The organism is Arthrobacter sp. SLBN-83 (assembly GCF_006715285.1).
Taxonomy (GTDB): Bacteria; Actinomycetota; Actinomycetes; order Actinomycetales; family Micrococcaceae; genus Arthrobacter.
Genome location: NZ_VFMX01000001.1, coordinates 2,438,356 through 2,455,623 on the forward strand (window position 1 = coordinate 2,438,356; position 17,268 = coordinate 2,455,623).

15 protein-coding genes and 1 pseudogene are annotated in these 17,268 nt (G+C 66.3%); 10 read left to right on the plus strand and 6 right to left on the minus strand.

Annotation, left to right across the window (positions count from 1 at the left end; genetic code table 11):
- Window positions 1-21: 21 nt before the first annotated feature.
- The 5 genes from FBY30_RS11310 to menD all read left to right on the plus strand — a co-directional run bounded on the left by FBY30_RS11310 (window position 22) and on the right by menD (window position 7,050).
- Complete coding sequence (locus FBY30_RS11310; protein WP_142132957.1) at window positions 22-1,482, plus strand: aminotransferase class I/II-fold pyridoxal phosphate-dependent enzyme; 1,461 nt, start codon at window positions 22-24, stop codon at window positions 1,480-1,482.
- Between the two features lie 37 nt (window positions 1,483-1,519).
- Entirely contained in the window at window positions 1,520-2,560 is a 1,041-nt protein-coding gene (locus tag FBY30_RS11315) for an o-succinylbenzoate synthase (protein ID WP_142132958.1), read from the plus strand.
- Between the two features lie 63 nt (window positions 2,561-2,623).
- Complete coding sequence (locus FBY30_RS11320; RefSeq protein ID WP_200830678.1) at window positions 2,624-2,998, plus strand: hypothetical protein; 375 nt, start codon at window positions 2,624-2,626, stop codon at window positions 2,996-2,998.
- 82 nt (window positions 2,999-3,080) lie between these two features.
- Window positions 3,081-5,147 carry a PhoX family protein gene (locus FBY30_RS11325; RefSeq protein WP_142132959.1) on the plus strand — a complete coding sequence of 689 codons (2,067 nt, stop codon included), beginning with the start codon at window positions 3,081-3,083 and terminating at the stop codon, window positions 5,145-5,147.
- 109 nt (window positions 5,148-5,256) lie between these two features.
- Window positions 5,257-7,050, plus strand: a complete 1,794-nt coding sequence (gene menD / locus FBY30_RS11330; protein ID WP_442858282.1) for a 2-succinyl-5-enolpyruvyl-6-hydroxy-3-cyclohexene-1-carboxylic-acid synthase — start codon at window positions 5,257-5,259, stop codon at window positions 7,048-7,050.
- A 93-nt stretch (window positions 7,051-7,143) separates the two neighbouring features.
- Here menD and FBY30_RS11335 read toward each other — a convergent pair whose 3' ends face one another.
- The 4 genes from FBY30_RS11335 to FBY30_RS11350 all read right to left on the minus strand — a co-directional run bounded on the left by FBY30_RS11335 (window position 7,144) and on the right by FBY30_RS11350 (window position 11,448).
- Window positions 7,144-7,920 (minus strand): amino acid ABC transporter ATP-binding protein, encoded by a 777-nt coding sequence (locus tag FBY30_RS11335; protein ID WP_142132960.1) that lies wholly within the window; start codon window positions 7,918-7,920, stop codon window positions 7,144-7,146.
- Entirely contained in the window at window positions 7,917-8,876 is a 960-nt protein-coding gene (locus FBY30_RS11340; RefSeq protein WP_142132961.1) for an amino acid ABC transporter permease, read from the minus strand. The genes FBY30_RS11335 and FBY30_RS11340 overlap by 4 nt, the downstream gene beginning before the upstream one ends.
- A gap of 35 nt (window positions 8,877-8,911) precedes the next feature.
- Window positions 8,912-9,865 carry an ABC transporter substrate-binding protein gene (locus FBY30_RS11345; RefSeq protein ID WP_142132962.1) on the minus strand — a complete coding sequence of 318 codons (954 nt, stop codon included), beginning with the start codon at window positions 9,863-9,865 and terminating at the stop codon, window positions 8,912-8,914.
- 188 nt (window positions 9,866-10,053) lie between these two features.
- Window positions 10,054-11,448 carry an isochorismate synthase gene (locus FBY30_RS11350; protein WP_142132963.1) on the minus strand — a complete coding sequence of 465 codons (1,395 nt, stop codon included), beginning with the start codon at window positions 11,446-11,448 and terminating at the stop codon, window positions 10,054-10,056.
- A gap of 111 nt (window positions 11,449-11,559) precedes the next feature.
- On the opposite strand from FBY30_RS11350, the gene FBY30_RS11355 reads away from it, so the two are divergent.
- The 5 genes and pseudogenes from FBY30_RS11355 to FBY30_RS20985 all read left to right on the plus strand — a co-directional run bounded on the left by FBY30_RS11355 (window position 11,560) and on the right by FBY30_RS20985 (window position 15,980).
- Window positions 11,560-12,336, plus strand: coding sequence for a demethylmenaquinone methyltransferase (locus FBY30_RS11355; RefSeq protein WP_235009425.1), 777 nt, complete (start codon window positions 11,560-11,562; stop codon window positions 12,334-12,336).
- A gap of 3 nt (window positions 12,337-12,339) precedes the next feature.
- Complete coding sequence (locus tag FBY30_RS11360) at window positions 12,340-13,671, plus strand: geranylgeranyl reductase family protein (RefSeq protein WP_142132965.1); 1,332 nt, start codon at window positions 12,340-12,342, stop codon at window positions 13,669-13,671.
- Window positions 13,668-14,768, plus strand: a complete 1,101-nt coding sequence (locus FBY30_RS11365; protein WP_142132966.1) for a polyprenyl synthetase family protein — start codon at window positions 13,668-13,670, stop codon at window positions 14,766-14,768. The genes FBY30_RS11360 and FBY30_RS11365 overlap by 4 nt, the downstream gene beginning before the upstream one ends.
- A gap of 390 nt (window positions 14,769-15,158) precedes the next feature.
- A pseudogene (locus FBY30_RS21185) lies at window positions 15,159-15,293 on the plus strand (type IV toxin-antitoxin system AbiEi family antitoxin domain-containing protein); the annotation flags it as partial.
- 294 nt (window positions 15,294-15,587) lie between these two features.
- Window positions 15,588-15,980: an endonuclease domain-containing protein gene (locus FBY30_RS20985; protein WP_235009426.1), complete on the plus strand. Its 393-nt coding sequence runs from the start codon at window positions 15,588-15,590 to the stop codon at window positions 15,978-15,980.
- Window positions 15,981-16,094: 114 nt separating this feature from the next.
- Here the strand turns inward: FBY30_RS20985 and FBY30_RS11375 are convergent, their stop codons facing one another.
- On the minus strand, window positions 16,095-16,523 hold the full coding sequence (locus tag FBY30_RS11375) for an SMI1/KNR4 family protein (RefSeq protein WP_142132968.1): 429 nt from the start codon (window positions 16,521-16,523) through the stop codon (window positions 16,095-16,097).
- Between the two features lie 52 nt (window positions 16,524-16,575).
- A complete protein-coding gene (locus FBY30_RS11380; protein WP_142132969.1) occupies window positions 16,576-17,229 on the minus strand; it encodes a trimeric intracellular cation channel family protein in 654 nt (217 codons plus the stop codon).
- Window positions 17,230-17,268: the final 39 nt, after the last annotated feature.

Sequence of the window (17,268 nt, forward strand, 5' to 3'; positions counted from 1 at the left end):
TCCAACGAAAGGAACAACAACGTGGACCACAACGAAGCTCCCTTGCTGGACGCCCTGGACCGCTACCACCGGCTGGACCGCTACGGTTTCACCCCTCCCGCCCACCGACAGGGCCGCGGCGCGGATCCGCGCGTCCGGGAGATCCTGGGTGCGGACACTTTCCGGCCTGACGTCCTGGCCTCGGCGGGCCTGGATGACCGCTCGTCCTCGGGCGGATACCTGAAAAAGGCCGAGCAGCTGATGGCGGATGCTGTGGGAGCGGAGCAGGCCTTCTTCTCCACCTGCGGAAGCTCGCTGTCGGTGAAGGCCGCCGTCCTGGCCGTTGCGGCGGGCAAGGGCGACCTGCTGGTGAGCCGGGACGCCCACAAATCCATCACCGCAGGGCTGGTTTTTTCCGGGATCCAGCCGCGCTGGATCCGGCCCCGCTGGGACTCCAAACTGCATCTGGCGCACCCGCCGTCGGCTGCGGACGTGGAGGAAATGTGGGAGCGGTACCCGGACGCAGCAGGCGCGCTGATCGTCAGCCCCACGCCTTACGGAACCTGCGCGGACATCGCCGGGATTGCCAAGGTCTGTCACGACCGGGGGAAGCCCCTGATCGTCGATGAGGCCTGGGGCGCGCACCTTCCCTTCCATGAGGGCCTTCCCACCTGGGCGATGAGTGCCGGGGCGGATGTCTGCGTGGTGTCCGTGCACAAGATGGGAGCCGGTTTCGAGCAGGGTTCGGTCTACCACATCCAGGGTGACCTGGTGGACCCGGTGCACCTCTCCGAATGCGCGGACCTGCTGATGACCACCAGCCCCAACGTCATCCTGTACTCGGCGATGGATGGCTGGCGCCGGCAGATGGTGCAGCACGGCGCCGAGCTCCTGGGCAACGCCCTGGACCTGGCCCGGCGGCTGCGGACCGAGGTCGAGGTGCTGCCGGGAATCCATGTGCTCGAGGACGAGCTCCTGGCAGCCGAATCCTCCCACGACCTGGACCGCATGCAGATCCTCATGGACGTGTCAGGACTGGGCATCAGCGGATACCAGGCGGCCGACTGGCTGCGGGAGAACTGCCATCTGGACATGGGCCTCAGCGACCACCGCCGCATCATGGCCACCTTGTCCATGGCCGACGACGATGCTTCCGCGCAGCGGCTCCTGGACGCGCTGCAGGCCCTCATTGAAGCAGCTCCAACGCTTCCTGCCCCTGCCCAGGTGGACCTGCCGTCGCCGTCGGGCCTGGAACTGGAGACCGTGATGCTTCCCCGCGACGCCTTCTTCGGCCCACGCGAGGACGTGCCCGCGAGCCAAGCTGTGGGACGTGTGGCGGCGGAGCAGATCACCCCGTACCCGCCGGGCATCCCGGTGATCGTGCCGGGTGAGCGGATCGACGAGGCCGTCATTGAGTACCTGGAATCGGGGTTGAAGGCCGGCATGGTCCTGCCCGACCCCGCGGATCAGTCCCTGGGCACCATCCGGGTGGTGCGGGAATAGCCTAGGTGCCCTGCGTTTGCGGCGTACAGTGAACGGCATGCCCAACCCCGGCCTTCCGCCTGACTCTGCCCATTTCCGCCCGGCCGATCCGCCGCTGGAGGAGTTGCTGGCGGCCGCCCACGTGGTGAGCCTGCCCATGCGGGTGAAGTTCCGCGGCATCATGCAGCGCGAATCGCTCCTGCTCCGCGGGCCCGCTGGCTGGGGCGAGTTCTGCCCCTTCCCGGAGTACGGCGATGCCGAGGCCTCGCGCTGGCTGGCGGCCGCCATTGAGGCCGGTTGGCAGGGGTTCCCGGCCCCCTTGCGCCAGTCCGTCTCCGTCAACGCCACGGTGCCTGCGGTTCCGGCGGACCGGGTGCCGGACGTGCTGGCCCGGTTCGGCCGGGTGGATGCGGTGAAGGTCAAGGTAGCGGAGCAGGGGCAGTCGCTGGACGACGACGTTGCCCGGCTTCATGCCGTCCGCGCCGCCTTGCCGGACGCCGCCGTCCGCGTGGACGCCAACGGCGGGTGGGATGTGCCCGGAGCCGTGGAGGCACTGACCCGGCTGGCGCCCGTGGGGCTGGAGTATGCCGAGCAGCCGGTGCCGTCCATCGAGGGCCTGGCAGAAGTACGGCGCCGGCTGCAGGATGCTGAAACGCCGGTGCTGGTGGCCGCGGACGAAAGCGTCCGCAAGGAAACCGATCCCCTCCGCGTGGCCCGCGCCGGAGCGGCGGACCTGATCGTGGTCAAGGTGGCGCCGCTTGGGGGAGTGCGGCGGGCCCTGGACATCGTGGCGCAGGCCGGACTTCCCGCCGTCGTGAGTTCCGCGCTGGACACCTCCGTGGGCATCCGCGCCGGGCTGGCGCTCGCCGCCGCCCTGCCCGAACTGCCCTACGCCTGCGGCCTGGGGACGGTATCGCTTTTTGAATCGGACATCACCCTGGATCCCCTGGTGGCCGACGACGGCGCCATCCGCCTCCGCGACGTGGCCGCCGACGCCGGGCTGCTTGAGCGGTTTGCGGCTCCCGCGGAACGCCGGGACTGGTGGCTGGACCGGCTCCACCGCGTCCACGCCCTCCTCACCCCATCGATTGCTCCGTAACTGCCGTTTTCAGGCCCGAAAACGGCAGTTACTCAGCAATCGATGAGGATATAGGGTGGCGTCGTGCGCAGGGTGAATCTGACGGTGCGGATCGCGTGGCTCTGCCTGGCTGCCGTCAGCCTGGGCATCCTGGCCTTTGGTGCTGTGGTCGCAGTATTTCCGCCGGACGGTGATGCAGGCCTGTACCTCGCGGACGGACTCGCTTCGCTGGGGCTGGGCCTGTTCGGCATGTTGATCGTGCTGGTGCCGTTCCGGCGGCGCGAACGGTGGGCCTGGTACGCACTCTGGTTCTATCCGGTTTTCTGGGTTCTGCATCTGGCCGGGAACCTTCCACCCGGCAATGACCACATCCACCAGGTGGTGTTCATCGTGCTCTCGTTGGTCGGGCTCCTGCTCCCGGCCCGGGAGTTCCTGCAGGTCACGGGCGGTTCACCATAACTTCATCCAATTGATGGCTTCCGGTAGGAACCGGCTGGAAGGGTGATCGGGCACCCAAAAGACATTCCTTGGAAGGTTCCCCATGTCTGAAACTGCCCGCAAGTTCACCCTGTTGCCCATGCTCGGCCACACCAAGGGCAAGCGCAGCCCGGTCACATGCGCGCTCAAGTGCGACAACGCCTGCGCCGGGGACGTCTGCAACACCAGCTCCAACGGTTACTTCCGCGACATCGCCTCCGCCACCCTGTCCCGCCGCGCCGCCCTGGGCCTTGGGGCCGCCGGTGCCCTCGCCGTCGCCCTTAACTCAGTAGTGAACTCCGCCGAACCTGCCGCCGCCGCGGGCCTGTCCAAGGCCGCCAAGGAAGGCTTCGGCAACTCCAAGCTGCAGTTCACCGCCATCAAGCCGGTCGACAAGGCCGTCGACGCCTTCACCGTGCCGGAGGGCTTCACCTGGCAGCCGATCATCCGCTGGGGTGACCCGCTGTTCAGCGATTCCCCTGAGTTTGACCTGAACAACCAGACCGCGGCAGCCCAGGCCCGCCAGTTCGGCTACAACAACGACTACACCGACATCGTGGAAATCCCCGGCAGCAAGGGCCGCCGCGCCGTGCTGTTCACCAACCACGAGTACACCAATGAAAACATCATGGTCCCCGCCGGCTACGATCCGGTCGAAACCCGTGCAATCGGCCGGGCCGCCCACGGCCTGGCCGTGGTGGAGCTGGAGCGCAAGAACACCACCAAGCCGTGGAGCTACGTGAAGGGCGCCCCGCTGAACCGCCGCTACCTTTCTGACACCACCTACGAACTGACCGGCCCGGTTGCCGGCTCGGCGCTGGTGAGGACCGTGGCCGACCCGTCCGGCCGCGCCATCAAGGGCACGTTCGGCAACTGCTCCGGCGGCACCACCCCCTGGGGCACCATCCTCTCCGGCGAGGAAAACTTCAACGGCTACTTCGTGGCCGGCGGCACCTCGGCCGGCGACAAGCGCTATGGCCTCACCGCCAAGCCCACCGCCCGCCAGTGGGAACTGGACGATCCCCGCTTCGACACCCGCAACCCCGGCTACGAGAACGAGTCCAACCGCTTCGGCTGGATCGTGGAAGTGGATCCGTTCGACCCCACTTCCACCCCCAAGAAGCGCTCCGCCATGGGCCGTTTCAAGCATGAGGGTGCCAACGTGATCGTGGCCGAATCCGGCCACGTGGTGGCGTACATGGGCGACGACGAGAAGTTCGACTACCTCTACAAGTTTGTTTCGAAGGGCAAGTACGTCGAGGGCGACCGCCGCAACAACATGAACCTTCTCTCCGAGGGCGATCTCTACGTCGCCAAGTTCACCGGTAACTCACCTGCCACGGAGATCACCGGCACCGGCGCACTTCCCTCCGACGGTGCATTCGACGGATCAGGCGAATGGCTGCCCCTGGTGGTGGGCGGCAAGTCCGCCGTCCCGGGCATGTCCGTCGAGGAGGTCTTGGTGTACACCCGCCTGGCGGCGGACAAGGTGGGTCCCACCAAGATGGACCGCTGCGAGGACGTCCAGCCCAGCCTGCACACCGGCAAGGTCTACGTGGTCTGCACCAACAACTCCGACCGCGGCACCGGCACCAAGGAAGGCGCCACGGAGGTCAACCCGCGCACGCAGAACCGCGACGGTCACATCGTGGAAATCACCGAAGCCGGTGACCAGACGTCCACCAAGTTCAACTGGACCCTCCTGATGGTCTGCGGCGATCCCGCGCAGGGCGACGTCACCTACTTCTCCGGCTACCCGGTGGACAAGGTCTCGCCCATCTCCTGCCCGGACAACGTGGCCTTCGACTCCGTGGGCAACCTGTGGATCTCCACCGACGGTGCGCCTTCCGGCATCGGCTACAACGACGGCCTCTTCAAGGTCACCCTGGACGGCGCCGAGCGCGGCAAGGTGGAGCAGTTCCTGTCGGTCCCGCGCGACGCCGAAACCTGCGGCCCGGTCATCCACGACGACGAGCGCACCGTATTCGTCTCCGTGCAGCACCCGGGCGAGGAAGGCACCTTCGAGGCTCCGCACTCCTTCTTCCCGGACTACGTTCCGGCAGGTACGACGCCGGCACCCGGCAAGGTGCGCGCGCCCCGTCCCGCGGTGGTCCAGGTCTTCCGCGGCTGACCCCTTTCGTTGCTCTATCACTTATGGTCCCCAAAACCCCGGTTTAGCGACCATAGGTGATAGAGCATCCTAGGAGTGGGCGGGCGTTGGAGGGTGGCAGACTGGTTGGGTGACTTCGTTGAACGAGCCTGCCCCCGACGCCGCCTCCACAGACGCCCGAACCCCAAGTGCCGTGCACTCCCAGGACGAGCCTCAGCTTGACACAGCGGAGCTGAGCGCGTTGGCTGCGGCGCGGATCGCCGTCGAGGTCCTGCTCGACGGCGGCGTGCGGCACGTGGTGGTGTCGCCGGGTTCGCGGTCGGCCCCCATGGCCTACGCCCTGGCCGAGGCATCGGCGGGGGGCCGGGTGGATCTGCTGGTCCGGATCGATGAGCGGTCCGCGGGGTTCACGGCCCTGGGCCTGGCATTGTCCACCGGCTCGCCCGCAGGGGTCCTCACTACGTCCGGGACCGCCGTCGGAAACCTGATGCCGGCCGTCATGGAGGCCAACCATGCCGCCGTCCCGCTGATCGTCCTGTCCGCGGACCGGCCCGACGAGCTGCGCGGGACCGGGGCCAACCAGACCACGGTGCAGCCTGACCTGTTCGGCGAGCAGGTCCGGTTCGCCGCCGATGTCCCGGCCGGAAGCAATCCGCAGCGCGCCATCCAGACCGGCCTCTCCGCTGCCACCGGCGCCTTCCCGGAGCTGCCGCCCGGCCCGGTCCAGCTCAACCTCGCGTTCCGTGACCCCCTGGTTCCCGCTCCGGAAGAGAGGCTGCCCCAGGCGGTGGACCGGCAGCGCTACCGGGTGGGCACCGAGCCGCTGGTGATGAACCTTCCCCCGGCACCGGAGACCCTGCCCGAGCGGCGCACAGTGGTGCTGGCAGGACACGACGCCGGTCCGGTGGCCGAGGCGTTCGCCCGCGCCCACAACCTGCCGCTGCTGGCCGAGCCATCCTCCAACTCACGGTTCGGCCCCAATGCCGTGGGCCCGTACCGGCTGCTGCTTGAGCACTTCGGGCCCGGCTCGGCGCAGCCGGTTGAGCGCGTGGTGCTGTTCGGCAGGCCTACCCTTTCCCGCCCGGTGGCCGCGCTCCTGGCCCGGTCCGACGTCGAATCAGCCCTGTACCAGCCGGTTCCGGTGGCCTGGTACGAGCCCGGGCGCCGCACCGAGCTGCCGCTGGAGAACCTCGCGGACTTGGCTGATTTCGCCGGCCGCGGCGCACCGGACTGGCTGGACACGTGGCTGCTCGCCGGTTCGGCCGCGCAGCACGCACTGGACCAGGTGTTGTCCGCGGAGGCCGCCGCCACGGGTCCTTCCGTCGCCTCGCTGGTGTGGAAGAACGCCCGCGGCCAGCTGCTGCTCGGTTCCTCGAACGGCATCCGGGACGTGGACCTTGCAGGCCTGCCTGCCCCGGACCCCGCCGCCACCGTGTACGCCAACCGTGGCCTGGCCGGCATCGACGGCACCATCTCCACCGCCACCGGCATCGCCCTGGGCGGCCGGCAGGAAACCACCGTGCTGCTGGGCGACGTGACCTTCCTGCATGACGCCGGCGGCCTCCTGCTCGGCGTGGGGGAGGAGCAGCCGGACCTGCGGATCGTGGTCCTGAATGATTCCGGCGGCGCCATCTTCGGCCTGCTCGAACACGGGGGCGTGGAAGAAAGCGGCCGTTACGGGGACGCCGTCGAACGGCTCTTCGGCACCCCGCACTCCGTGGACATCGCGGCACTCGCCGCAGCGTACGGCGTCGGGCATTCACTGGTAAGTACGACGGCGGGACTCGCCGAAGCGCTCGATCGGCCTGTACAGGGGCGCAGCATTGTGGAGGTCCGCACGGACCGCCGGTCGCTCCGGCAGCTCCATGCCAGGATCAAGGAAGCCGTGGCCGCTGCGGTGGAGGCCGTTCTCTCCGGGCAGTAGTCTTTCGACGCGGAAATTACCCCACGACGCGCAAATGCCCTGGCGCTCCCGAAATTCGGGTAGCGACAGGGCATTTGCGCGTCGAAAATGAGGTCAGAGCACGCGGCCCAGGAACTCCTTGGTGCGCGCATGCTGCGGGTTTGCGATGATTTCACGGGGGTCGCCCGATTCCACCACCACGCCGCCATCCATGAAGGTCAGGGTGTCCCCGACCTCGCGGGCGAAGCCGATCTCGTGGGTCACCACGATCATGGTCATGCCCGACTTGGCCAGGTCCTTCATCACGTTCAGGACATCGCCCACCAGCTCCGGGTCGAGCGCCGATGTGGGCTCATCGAAGAGCATGAGCTCCGGCTCCATGGCAAGGGCACGGGCAATGGCGACACGCTGCTGCTGGCCGCCGGAGAGCTGGGAGGGGTAGTGGCCGGCGCGGTCGCCGAGCCCCACCCGGTCCAGCAACTCCAGCGCACGCTTTTGGGCCTCCGACTTGGACTGCCCCTTCACATGGACCGGCGCTTCCATCACGTTCTGGAGCGCGGTCTTGTGAGGGAACAGGTTGAACCGCTGGAACACCATGCCAATTTCGCGGCGCTGGGCGGCGATTTCCTTGGTCTTGAGGTCGTGGAGCTTGCCGTTGACCTCGCGGTAGCCGATCAGTTGGCCGCCTACGGAGATCCGCCCGGCGCTGATGCTTTCCAGGAGGTTTACGCAGCGCAGCATGGTGGACTTGCCGGACCCCGAAGGCCCGATCACCACCGACACCTCGCCCTGGTTGACGGTCATGTCGATACCCCGAAGCACATGGTGGTGGCCGTAGTACTTATGGAGGCCCTCGATCTTGACCAGCGGCTTTTCTGCTGTGATCGTCATCGTGCACTCTCCTCGGGGAAATCCGTTTTCATCGACCGCTGAGCGTCGGCGCCGGCGCCTGCTGCTTTAGCAGCAGCAGGGTTCATGGCTGCCGGTGCGGCATTGTCTACGCCCTTGCCGTAGTACGCCTCAAGGTAGTGCTGGCCCACCATGAGGATGCTGGTGACCAGGAGGTACCAGAAGGCGGCAACGATCAGGAGCGGGATCGGAAGGTAGATCCGGTTGGCAAGGGCATTGGTGGCGAACGTCAGGTCCAGGGTGAACGGGACGGCGAGGACCAGGGACGTGGTCTTCAGCATGCCGATCGTTTCGTTGCCCGTTGGCGGCACGATGATCCGCATGGCCTGCGGCAGGATGATCCGCCACATGATCTTGCCCTTGGACATGCCCAGCGCCTCGGCGGCTTCCTGCTGGCCCTTGTCCACGGACTTGAGGCCGGCACGGAAGATCTCCGCGAGGTACGCGGACTCGTTGAGGCCCAGGCCGAGGATCGCGGGGATCAGGCCCTTGCTGGGATCCGACAGCGCGTAGCTGAAGAGTTCCGGCCCAAACGGGATACCCAGGGTGAAGGCCGGATAGAGAACCGTCACCAGGCCCCAGAACACCAGCTGCGTGTAGACAGGGGTTCCACGGAAGAACCACACCCACACCCAGCTGGTCCAGCGGAACACCGGGTTGTCAGACTGCCGCATTACCGCGAGCAGGATCGCCAGGACAATGGCCAAAACCATCGATGCGACCGTCAGCAGGAGGGTCCAGCCCACACCCTGGACAACCTTCACGTCCAGGATGTAGGTGCCCACAATATCCCAGCGGAAGTTGGGATTGGTGAACAGGCTCTGCAGGAATGCCGCCACCAGGAGAAGGATGATAACGGCGCTGACCCACCGGCCGGGGTGGCGGACCGGCACTGACTTGTTCAGTACCGGCTCGTCCCGGTGTTGATGGTGTTCCATGTGCACGCCTGACTTGTCGTCGGTAACGCGAAAACTCAAGACTTAACCGCCGGGTTGACCTCGGACTTGGTGATGGCGCCCTCGGAGTTGCCCCAGCCGTCCAGGATCTTCTTGTAGGAGCCGTCTTCCATCAGCTTGGTGACGGTCTTCTGGATAACGTCGGCCCAGGCGGTGTCGGCCTTGGCCACAGCGATGCCCTGGGGAGCGGAATCGTAGACGTCACCGAGCTTCTCGAGCTGGCCGTTGGTCTGGGTCAGGGCGTAGCCAATGATGGGGGAGTCGGCGGCCATGGCGTCGATGCTGCCGTTGACCAGGCGGGTGGTGACGTCCGTCTGGTTCTTCAGGGTGACGATGTCGATGGGCTTCTTGCCCTCAGCCACGCACTTCTTGTTGCGGTCGGAAAGGTCCGGGTCTTCCTGGACGGTACCGGTCTGCACGCCGATGGACTTTCCGCACACATCGTCGAGGGAGAACTTGTTGGGGTTGCCCTTCTTAACAGCCCAGGCGGTGCCGGCGTTGAAGTAGCTGACCATGTTCACTGCGCCCAGGCGCTCCGGGTTGATGGTGAACGAGGAGATGCCCAGGTCGTACTTGGGGCCGAGGGCCGGGAGGATGCCGGTGAACTCTGCGGTCTGGACCTGGACTTTGAGGCCCAGGGTGGCGCCGATGGCCTTGGCGATGTCCACGTCGTAGCCAACCGGAGTCTGGCCATCCGGACCCAGGAACTCGGCCGGGGCGTAGCTGGTGTCGGAGCCCACCGTGATGGTGCCCTTGGACTTGATGGCGTCCGGGACCATGGCGGCCAGGGCATCGTCCTTCTTGACCGTGCTGGGATCAAAGCTGGTGCTGGCGCTGCCTGAAGAGGTGGCCGCGCTGGAGGGACCCGTTTCCGAGGCGTTCGTGCATGCTGAGAGGGCCAGGGCGCTGATGGCGATCATAGTGGCAGCGGTCAGCTTGGAGGTGCCCAGGAGGGTACGGGGAGTCTGCATTTCTTACCTTTTGTTGCAGGGGCTATGAGGTACTAACGCGGCTTATAGTGTAACGCTCAACAAGAGAGGTACGTCACACGCAACTAAGTTTCACTATTGGATAACTGTAGTGGGGACAAAATCAAGCCTTCCAGAGCGGGAGCAGTCTGTCATTCCAGACTCCTTCCCACTAAAGGGCTGAAGGAACGTCAGCTGCTGATGCCCAGCGACTCCAGCATCGGCCGGAACTTGGCCCACGTTTCCGCCAGCTCCGCCTCCGGCTGCGAACCGTCCACGATGCCGCAGCCGGCATACAGCCGCACGGTCTCAGGCGACTCGATGACGGCACCGCGCAGCGCAATGCCCCACTCCCCGTTGCCGGCCGCATCCAGCCAGCCCACCGGACCGGCATACGGGCCGCGGTCCAGGTGCTCCAGTTTGCGGATCAGCTCACCCGCCACGCGGGTGGGTGTTCCGCACACGGCGGCGGTGGGGTGCAGGGCGTTGATCAGGGCCAGGCAGGTGGGCACGTGGCCCTCCACCTCGGTAAGTTCCGCCTTGACGTCCGAGGCCAGGTGCCAGACGTTGGGGAGTTCCAGGATGAACGGCTCGTCGTGGGCATTCATCGCTTCGGAGAACGGTGCCAGCTGCTTGGTGAGGGACTGGATGGCGATCTCATGTTCGTGCCGCTGCTTGTCAGAGCCGGCGAGCACCCGCGTCGCGTAGTCCATTGGGGAGCCGTCCTCGCCGTGCGCGTCGCGGCGGTCAAGGGTGCCGGCCAGCACGCGGGCCTGGGCGGTGCGCCCCTCCACCTGGATCAGCATCTCGGGCGTGGCCCCCACCAGCCCGTCCACCCCATACGTCCAGCACTCGCGGTACCGGGCGGCGAGTTCGCGCAGGACGTCTGCAGCATGTACGCCGGAAGGAATAGTTGCCACCACGTCCCGGGCCAGCACCAGCTTCTCCAGGGCGCCCGTGCGGATCTCGGCAACCCCTGCAGCCACCGCATCCATCCAGGCTTCCTCGCTGAGCGACCCGGTGTGCAGCGTTGCGCCGGCGGCCAGGGGGAGGGGGCGTACGACGGCGCCGACCGCCGGGTGGGGCACGGCACCGGGGGAAGCGTTCCCGGCGGAGTCCGCTGCCGCCGTCGCGCCTTCCGTGACAGGACGGGGAGCGCTGCTGAGCCAGCGGTCCAGGGCGGCGAGGGCCGTCTCTTCGGTGAGCGGGCCGCCGTCGAACGTCAACTGGGTGAGCCAGGACTGGTTGTCCCGGACGCCCACCACGATCTCCGGCACGATCAGCCGGGATTCGTGGGCGGAAGTCTTGGAAAAAGCGAAGGAGCCAAAAGCCACGGGGCCGGTGCCGGGCAACTCCACGGAGTCCGTGACGTCCGCCTCCAGGACCAGGTGCCGCCACCAGATGTCCGCCTCCAGGAAGCGGTCCGGGCCGGTGGCGGTGAAGCGACCTATCTCACCGAAGCCCGCCAGGCCGGCTTCGCGGCGGGTCCAGCAGAGAACGTCGTCCCGGACCAGGAACGAAGGCAGCCCCCCGGGGAACGCTTTGCCATCCAGGGGGACTGTCAAGGTGCGGAACGTGCTCGTCATGATGAGACAACACTACTCCCGCGTAGGGCGCGGCCCTCCCGGCGCCCGGCGGGAACCGGGGGTGCAGCAGGGCTGGTCAGGAGCGTCAGGAACATTTGAGACAATGTCATGGTGAACCGAGCATCCTTGGATAAGCGTCCGGACGAAGTAGCCACCATGTTTGACGATGTCGCACCGAAATACGACGTCGTCAATGATGTCCTCTCCATGGGGCAGACCCGCCGCTGGCGGAAGATCGTGGTGGATGCCATGGAAGTCTCAAAGGGCCAGCGGGTCCTGGATCTCGCGGCCGGAACCGGCACCTCAAGTGAGCCATATGCCGATGCCGGCATAGATGTGGTTGCCTGCGACTTCTCCCTCGGGATGCTCAAGGTGGGCAAGCGCCGCCGCCCGGACATTAACTTCGTGGCCGGGGACGCCACCAACCTGCCGTTCGCCGACAACACCTTTGACGCAAGCACCATCTCCTTTGGCCTCCGCAACGTCAACGAACCCAAGAAGGCATTGCAGGAGATGCTGCGCGTCACCAAACCCGGCGGCCGCGTGGTCATCGCCGAGTTCTCGCAGCCCGTCGTTCCGCTGTGGCGCACCATGTACACCGAGTACCTGATGCGGGCGCTGCCCGCGATTGCCACCAAGGTTGCCTCCAACCCGGACGCCTACGTCTACCTCGCCGAATCCATCCGCGCCTGGCCGGACCAGGACCACCTGGCTGCCTGGCTGCAGGAAAGCGGCTGGGAAAGGGTCACCTACCGCAACCTCACCGGCGGCATCGTCGCCGTGCACCGCGCGTTCAAGCCTGCCGATTCCTCGCCTGAGGGCGCTGCCGCCGCCATCGCCGCCCACAAGGGCCCGGTGGCCAAGCTGCGCCGCAACATCGTCCGCTGACCTGTGAAGGTACTGATTGTCGGCGCGGGGCCGGCCGGATCCACTGCCGCGCATTACTTGGCCAAGGCCGGACTGGACGTTACGGTCCTGGAAAAGACGGCGTTTCCGCGCGAGAAGGTCTGCGGCGACGGCCTGACCCCCCGCGCCGTCCGCGAGATCCAGAAGCTCGGCCTGCCCCACCCGGAAGGTGAGGGCTGGCGCCGGAACAAGGGCCTGCGCCTGATTGCGGGCGGCCGCACTATCGAGCTGCCCTGGCCCGAGGTTTCCGACTTCCCGCAGTACGGCTTGATCCGCACCCGCCTTGGCTTCGACGAGGAACTGGCACGCCACGCCGAGGCTGCCGGCGCCACCATCCTTGAGCGGCACAGTGTCACCGACGCCCTGACCAACGACGCCGGCCGCGTCACCGGTGTCCGCGCAGCGCTCCTTGACGAGTCCGGACGCAAGACGGGGGAGACGCGCGACTTTAGTGCCGACGTCGTCCTCGCTGCCGACGGCAACTCAACCCGCACGTCAGTGTCCCTGGGGATCCAAAAGCGTGACGACCGCCCGCTTGGCGTGGCCGTCCGCACCTACTTCACCTCGCCGCGTACCGACGACGACTGGATGGAAGGCTGGCTGGAGCTTCCCGGCCGCGATGGCAAGCTGCTCCCCGGCTACGGCTGGGTGTTCGGCGTGGGCGATGGCACCTCCAATGTGGGCCTGGGCATCCTGAACTCCTCCAAGGAATTCGGCAAGCTGGACTACAAGCAGGTCCTGCGCGAATGGACCGCCGGCATGCCCGCTGACTGGGGCTTCACGCCGGAGAACCAGGTGGGGGAGATCCGCGGTGCAGCGCTGCCCATGGGCTTCAACCGCACCCCGCACTACTCGCCCGGCCTGCTCCTGCTGGGCGACGCCGGCGGAATGGTCTCCCCGTTCAACGGCGAAGGCATTTCCTACGCCATGGAGTCCGCGCGCTTTGCCGCGGAGTTCATCATCGACGCCTCCTCACGCACGGCTGCTTCGGGCGGAACGTACGACGCCGATGCGCACCTTGCGCGGTACGCGGACTACGTGCGGGACCAGTGGGGGTCGCACTTCACGCTGGGACGGGCCTTCGCGGCCTTGATCGGCAAGCCCGCCGTCATGAAGCTGGCACTGCGGACGGGCATGCCGATTCCTGTGCTCATGCGCTTTGTGGTCCGGCTCCTGGCCAACCTCACGGACCCCTCGGCGAACGGCTTCGAGGACCGGGTGATCCGCGTCCTGGAATCGCTGGTTCCGGCCACATCCAATACCCCACCAGCTTCGAACCAGCGGTATCCGCAACAAAAAGTTAGGGTTAACCCGTGACCAAATCCGCAGACCAGAGCTGGACGCACGCCGGGCACGGCCTGCCGGACTCCGAACCCAGCCTCAACACCACCGCCATCGCCACGGGACTCCAGCTGCCGGCAGGCTTTGCGGCCATCGCGGGGGACGCCGAACTGGGCCCGGCCATCACCACCAACCTGGCCAAGGTGGAGAAGAAACTCCGCGAAGCCATTGCCAACTCGGACCCCCTCGCTGACGCAACGTCGCGCCATCTGGTGGAGGCCGGCGGCAAGCGCATCCGGCCGCTGCTGACCCTGCTCTGCGCCCACCTCGGGGACGCATCCCTGCCCGCCGTGGTGCAGGCCGCCGTCGTGGTTGAACTGACGCACTTGGCAACCCTGTACCACGACGACGTCATGGACTCCGCCCCGTTCCGGCGCGGTGCCCCCACGGCCCACGAGGTGTGGGGCAACTCCGTCGCCGTCCTCACCGGTGACCTGATCTTTGCCCGCGCTTCCATCCTCGTGTCCGAACTGGGCGGCCGGGCTCTCGGCATCCAGGCCCGGACGTTCGAGCGGCTGTGCCTTGGCCAGCTGCACGAGACTGTGGGGCCGCGGCCCGATGAGGACCCCATTGAGCATTACCTGTCCGTCATTGCGGACAAGACCGGTTCCTTGGTTGCCGCCTCCGGCCAGTTCGGCGCGATCTTCTCCGGGGCTGACGAGGCGTACGAAAACGTCCTGGTGGAGTACGGCGAGAAAGTTGGCGTGGCCTTCCAGCTGGCCGACGACGTCATCGATGTCACCGGGGTCAAGGTGAAGTCCGGCAAGTCCCCCGGAACGGACCTGCGCGAAGGGGTTCCCACCCTGCCCGTCCTGCTCCTGCGCAAGGCGGCTGCTGATGGCGACCAGTCCGCCGTCGACCTCCTGAAACTGATCGACGGCGACCTGTCCGCCGACGAGGCCCTGGCCGCCGCCGTTGCCGGGCTGCGCGAACACCCGGTGACCGCCGAGTCGTGGGTGGTGGCGCGTCAGTGGGCCAAGGAGGCCATCGACGCCCTGGCACCGCTGCCTGAAGGCGTGGTCAAGGAATCCTTGTCCAACTTCGCGCTGGCCGTGGTGGACCGAGCCAGCTGATTTTCGTTCGTTAGGAGCCCGGTACCTGTGGCATTTTGCCAGGGTGCCGGGCTTCTTCGCTTAACGGGACAGCCCCGGTCCGCAGCAACCGAAGTTGTTGTGAACCGGGGCTATCTCTCCGTTCGCATCAGACCCGCCGGAGGCGTTTAGCGGATCCGTGAATAGCTTATGACAGCTTTGTCATAATGCGCAAGTCCTTCTTTACTTCGTCTGTCACGGCCTTTTCCTGCTGAGTTTCCCCATGTTTCAGCGCAGGTCCCTCCGAGCGCCAGCGCGTCCCTGCGACATGCCGCCAGCGCGTTCGCTACCTGGGGAACTTCGGCCGGCCGGTTACACACATAGCTCGGTTAATGCCTCCTGGCGGGAGCGTCCCTCCGGTGTGCTGAACCTATGGACCTTGGCCGATTCCTCGACAACGCCGGCTCGGTTGCCCGCACGCAAACGCTCCTTAGAGCTGGATTTTCAGATCGGGACATCCGCAAAGCTGTGGCATCCGGCCAAGTCCGCCGACTTAGGCATGGAGTGCTGGCCCTGCCGGGAGCCCCCTCGGACTTCGTCACTGCGGTGCTCGGTAGTGGGCTGCTCACATGCGCCTCGGGAGCAGCCCACCGCGGGCTGTGGTTGCTGCACCAGCCGGAGAAAGTCCACCTGCTATGCAGGCACGGCGGACCACCGAATGCAGTGGTGCATCGTGAGTCACTGGTTGCACATGGAACAGCGGAGCCCGTTGCAAGCATCACCGACATACTCGTCCACGGCCTGCGGTGCCTTCCAGAGGTTGAAGCGACGGTGATGGTGGAGAGTGCCGTGCGTCAGGGCGTGACTACGTTGCCCTATCTTCGGCAACGGCTGCCGGGAAACCGGAACGGTGCTGCCCGGAAAGTGCTGGACCTGGTTGACGGCACAGCTGACTCGCCAATTGAAGTCGTAGCCCGTCTCCTGTTCCGAGCCGAAGGGATCTACACCCAAACCCAGGTCGAGTTGCCGGGAATCGGCTTCGTCGATTTCCTGCTGGAGGGATTCCTGATAGTGGAGATCGATGGCCGCAGCCATCTTGAGCCGCGACAGGTCAAGAAGGACCGCTTCCGGAACAATGCCAGCACCCTCAGTGGCTATGCCGTCCTGCGGTACGGTTACGCCGACGTCGTCTACAACCCGCAGAAAGTGGTTGCCGAGGTGTGGCAGGTGCTCAGGGGCAGAGTCATCCGCTGAAATTCCCCAGGTTTGGACCACAAAACCGCGGACACACCGTCAAACCCGGGGGACACGCCGTCGGACGTTCCCAAAGGTGGGGAAATTCAGCGAGCAGCCAAGAAGAAGCAGCCCCTACTCTTCCTCTTCGTCCTCGAACGCCCACTCGAACATGTCGAAGACGAACTCGGAGAAGGTGCCTTCCTCGGACTTCCACTGGCCGCGGGCGTTGTTGCGGCGGTAGACGATGGGGTCCGGGACGCTGAGGTCGCCTATGCGGAAGCCCCAGGTGTACTCCTCGTCCTCATCCTCAAGGAACATCAGGAAGCCCTCGTCATCGACTTCGAGCTCGTCCGGGTCCCAGAAGTAGTGGTACGCCTCCATGAGGTCCTCGCAGCCGCCCAGGGCGAGATAGAACTCACGCAAAACCAAGGGGATCTGGAACTGGTGGTCGGCAAGGGCCTTGTCCAGTTCCTCGGGGGTCAGGCCGTCCTCTTCCTGCCATTCATCCTCGAGATACTTCGGAACAAGCGCTTTGAACTTCTCGAGGAACATGTCAGTCATGCTCATATCCTAGCCAATCCGGACCACCCCAAAATGACAGGCAGGATAACTCTCAGAGCCCCGAATCGGTGGCCCGCCGGTGCCAGCCGCGGACGGCCAGGGGTGCCTGCCAGGAGCGCCGCCACGCCAGGACGCGGAATGTGAACACCAGGGCTGCGATGCCGGCCGCTGTGAGGACGTTGAACACGCCCAGCACCCACAGCACCGCCGTCAATGAGGAACCCAAAAATGCCGGCAGCGCGTAGATGTCCTTCGGGTTGAAGAGCTCCGGCACCTCATTGGCGGTGATGTCCCGCAGCAGCCCGCCGCCCACCGCCGTCGTCACTCCCAACAGCACTGAAGCCACGGGATTCAACCCGGTGGCCAGGGCCTTGAGCGTGCCGGTCATGCAGAACAGGGCCAGGCCGGCGGCGTCGAACAGGATCAGCAGCGACGTATACCGCTGCACGCTGGAGAACAGGAAGAACACCAGCACCGTGGCCAGCAGCGGCGGGGCCAGGTACGCGGGATTGGTGAAGGCCGCCGGAACGATCACAAGGATGACATCGCGGATCACGCCGCCGCCCAGGCCCACCAAGGAGGCCAAGAGCAGCGACCCGACAATGTCGATCTGCTTCCGCGCCGCCAGCAGCGAACCCGAGACGGCGAAGAAAAACACGCCCAGCAGATCCAGCCACACCGGGGAGTTGTCAAAGGCGAATGTCATGGGGCGTCCCGGTATTTCAAAGAGGGCGGACAGGGCGGC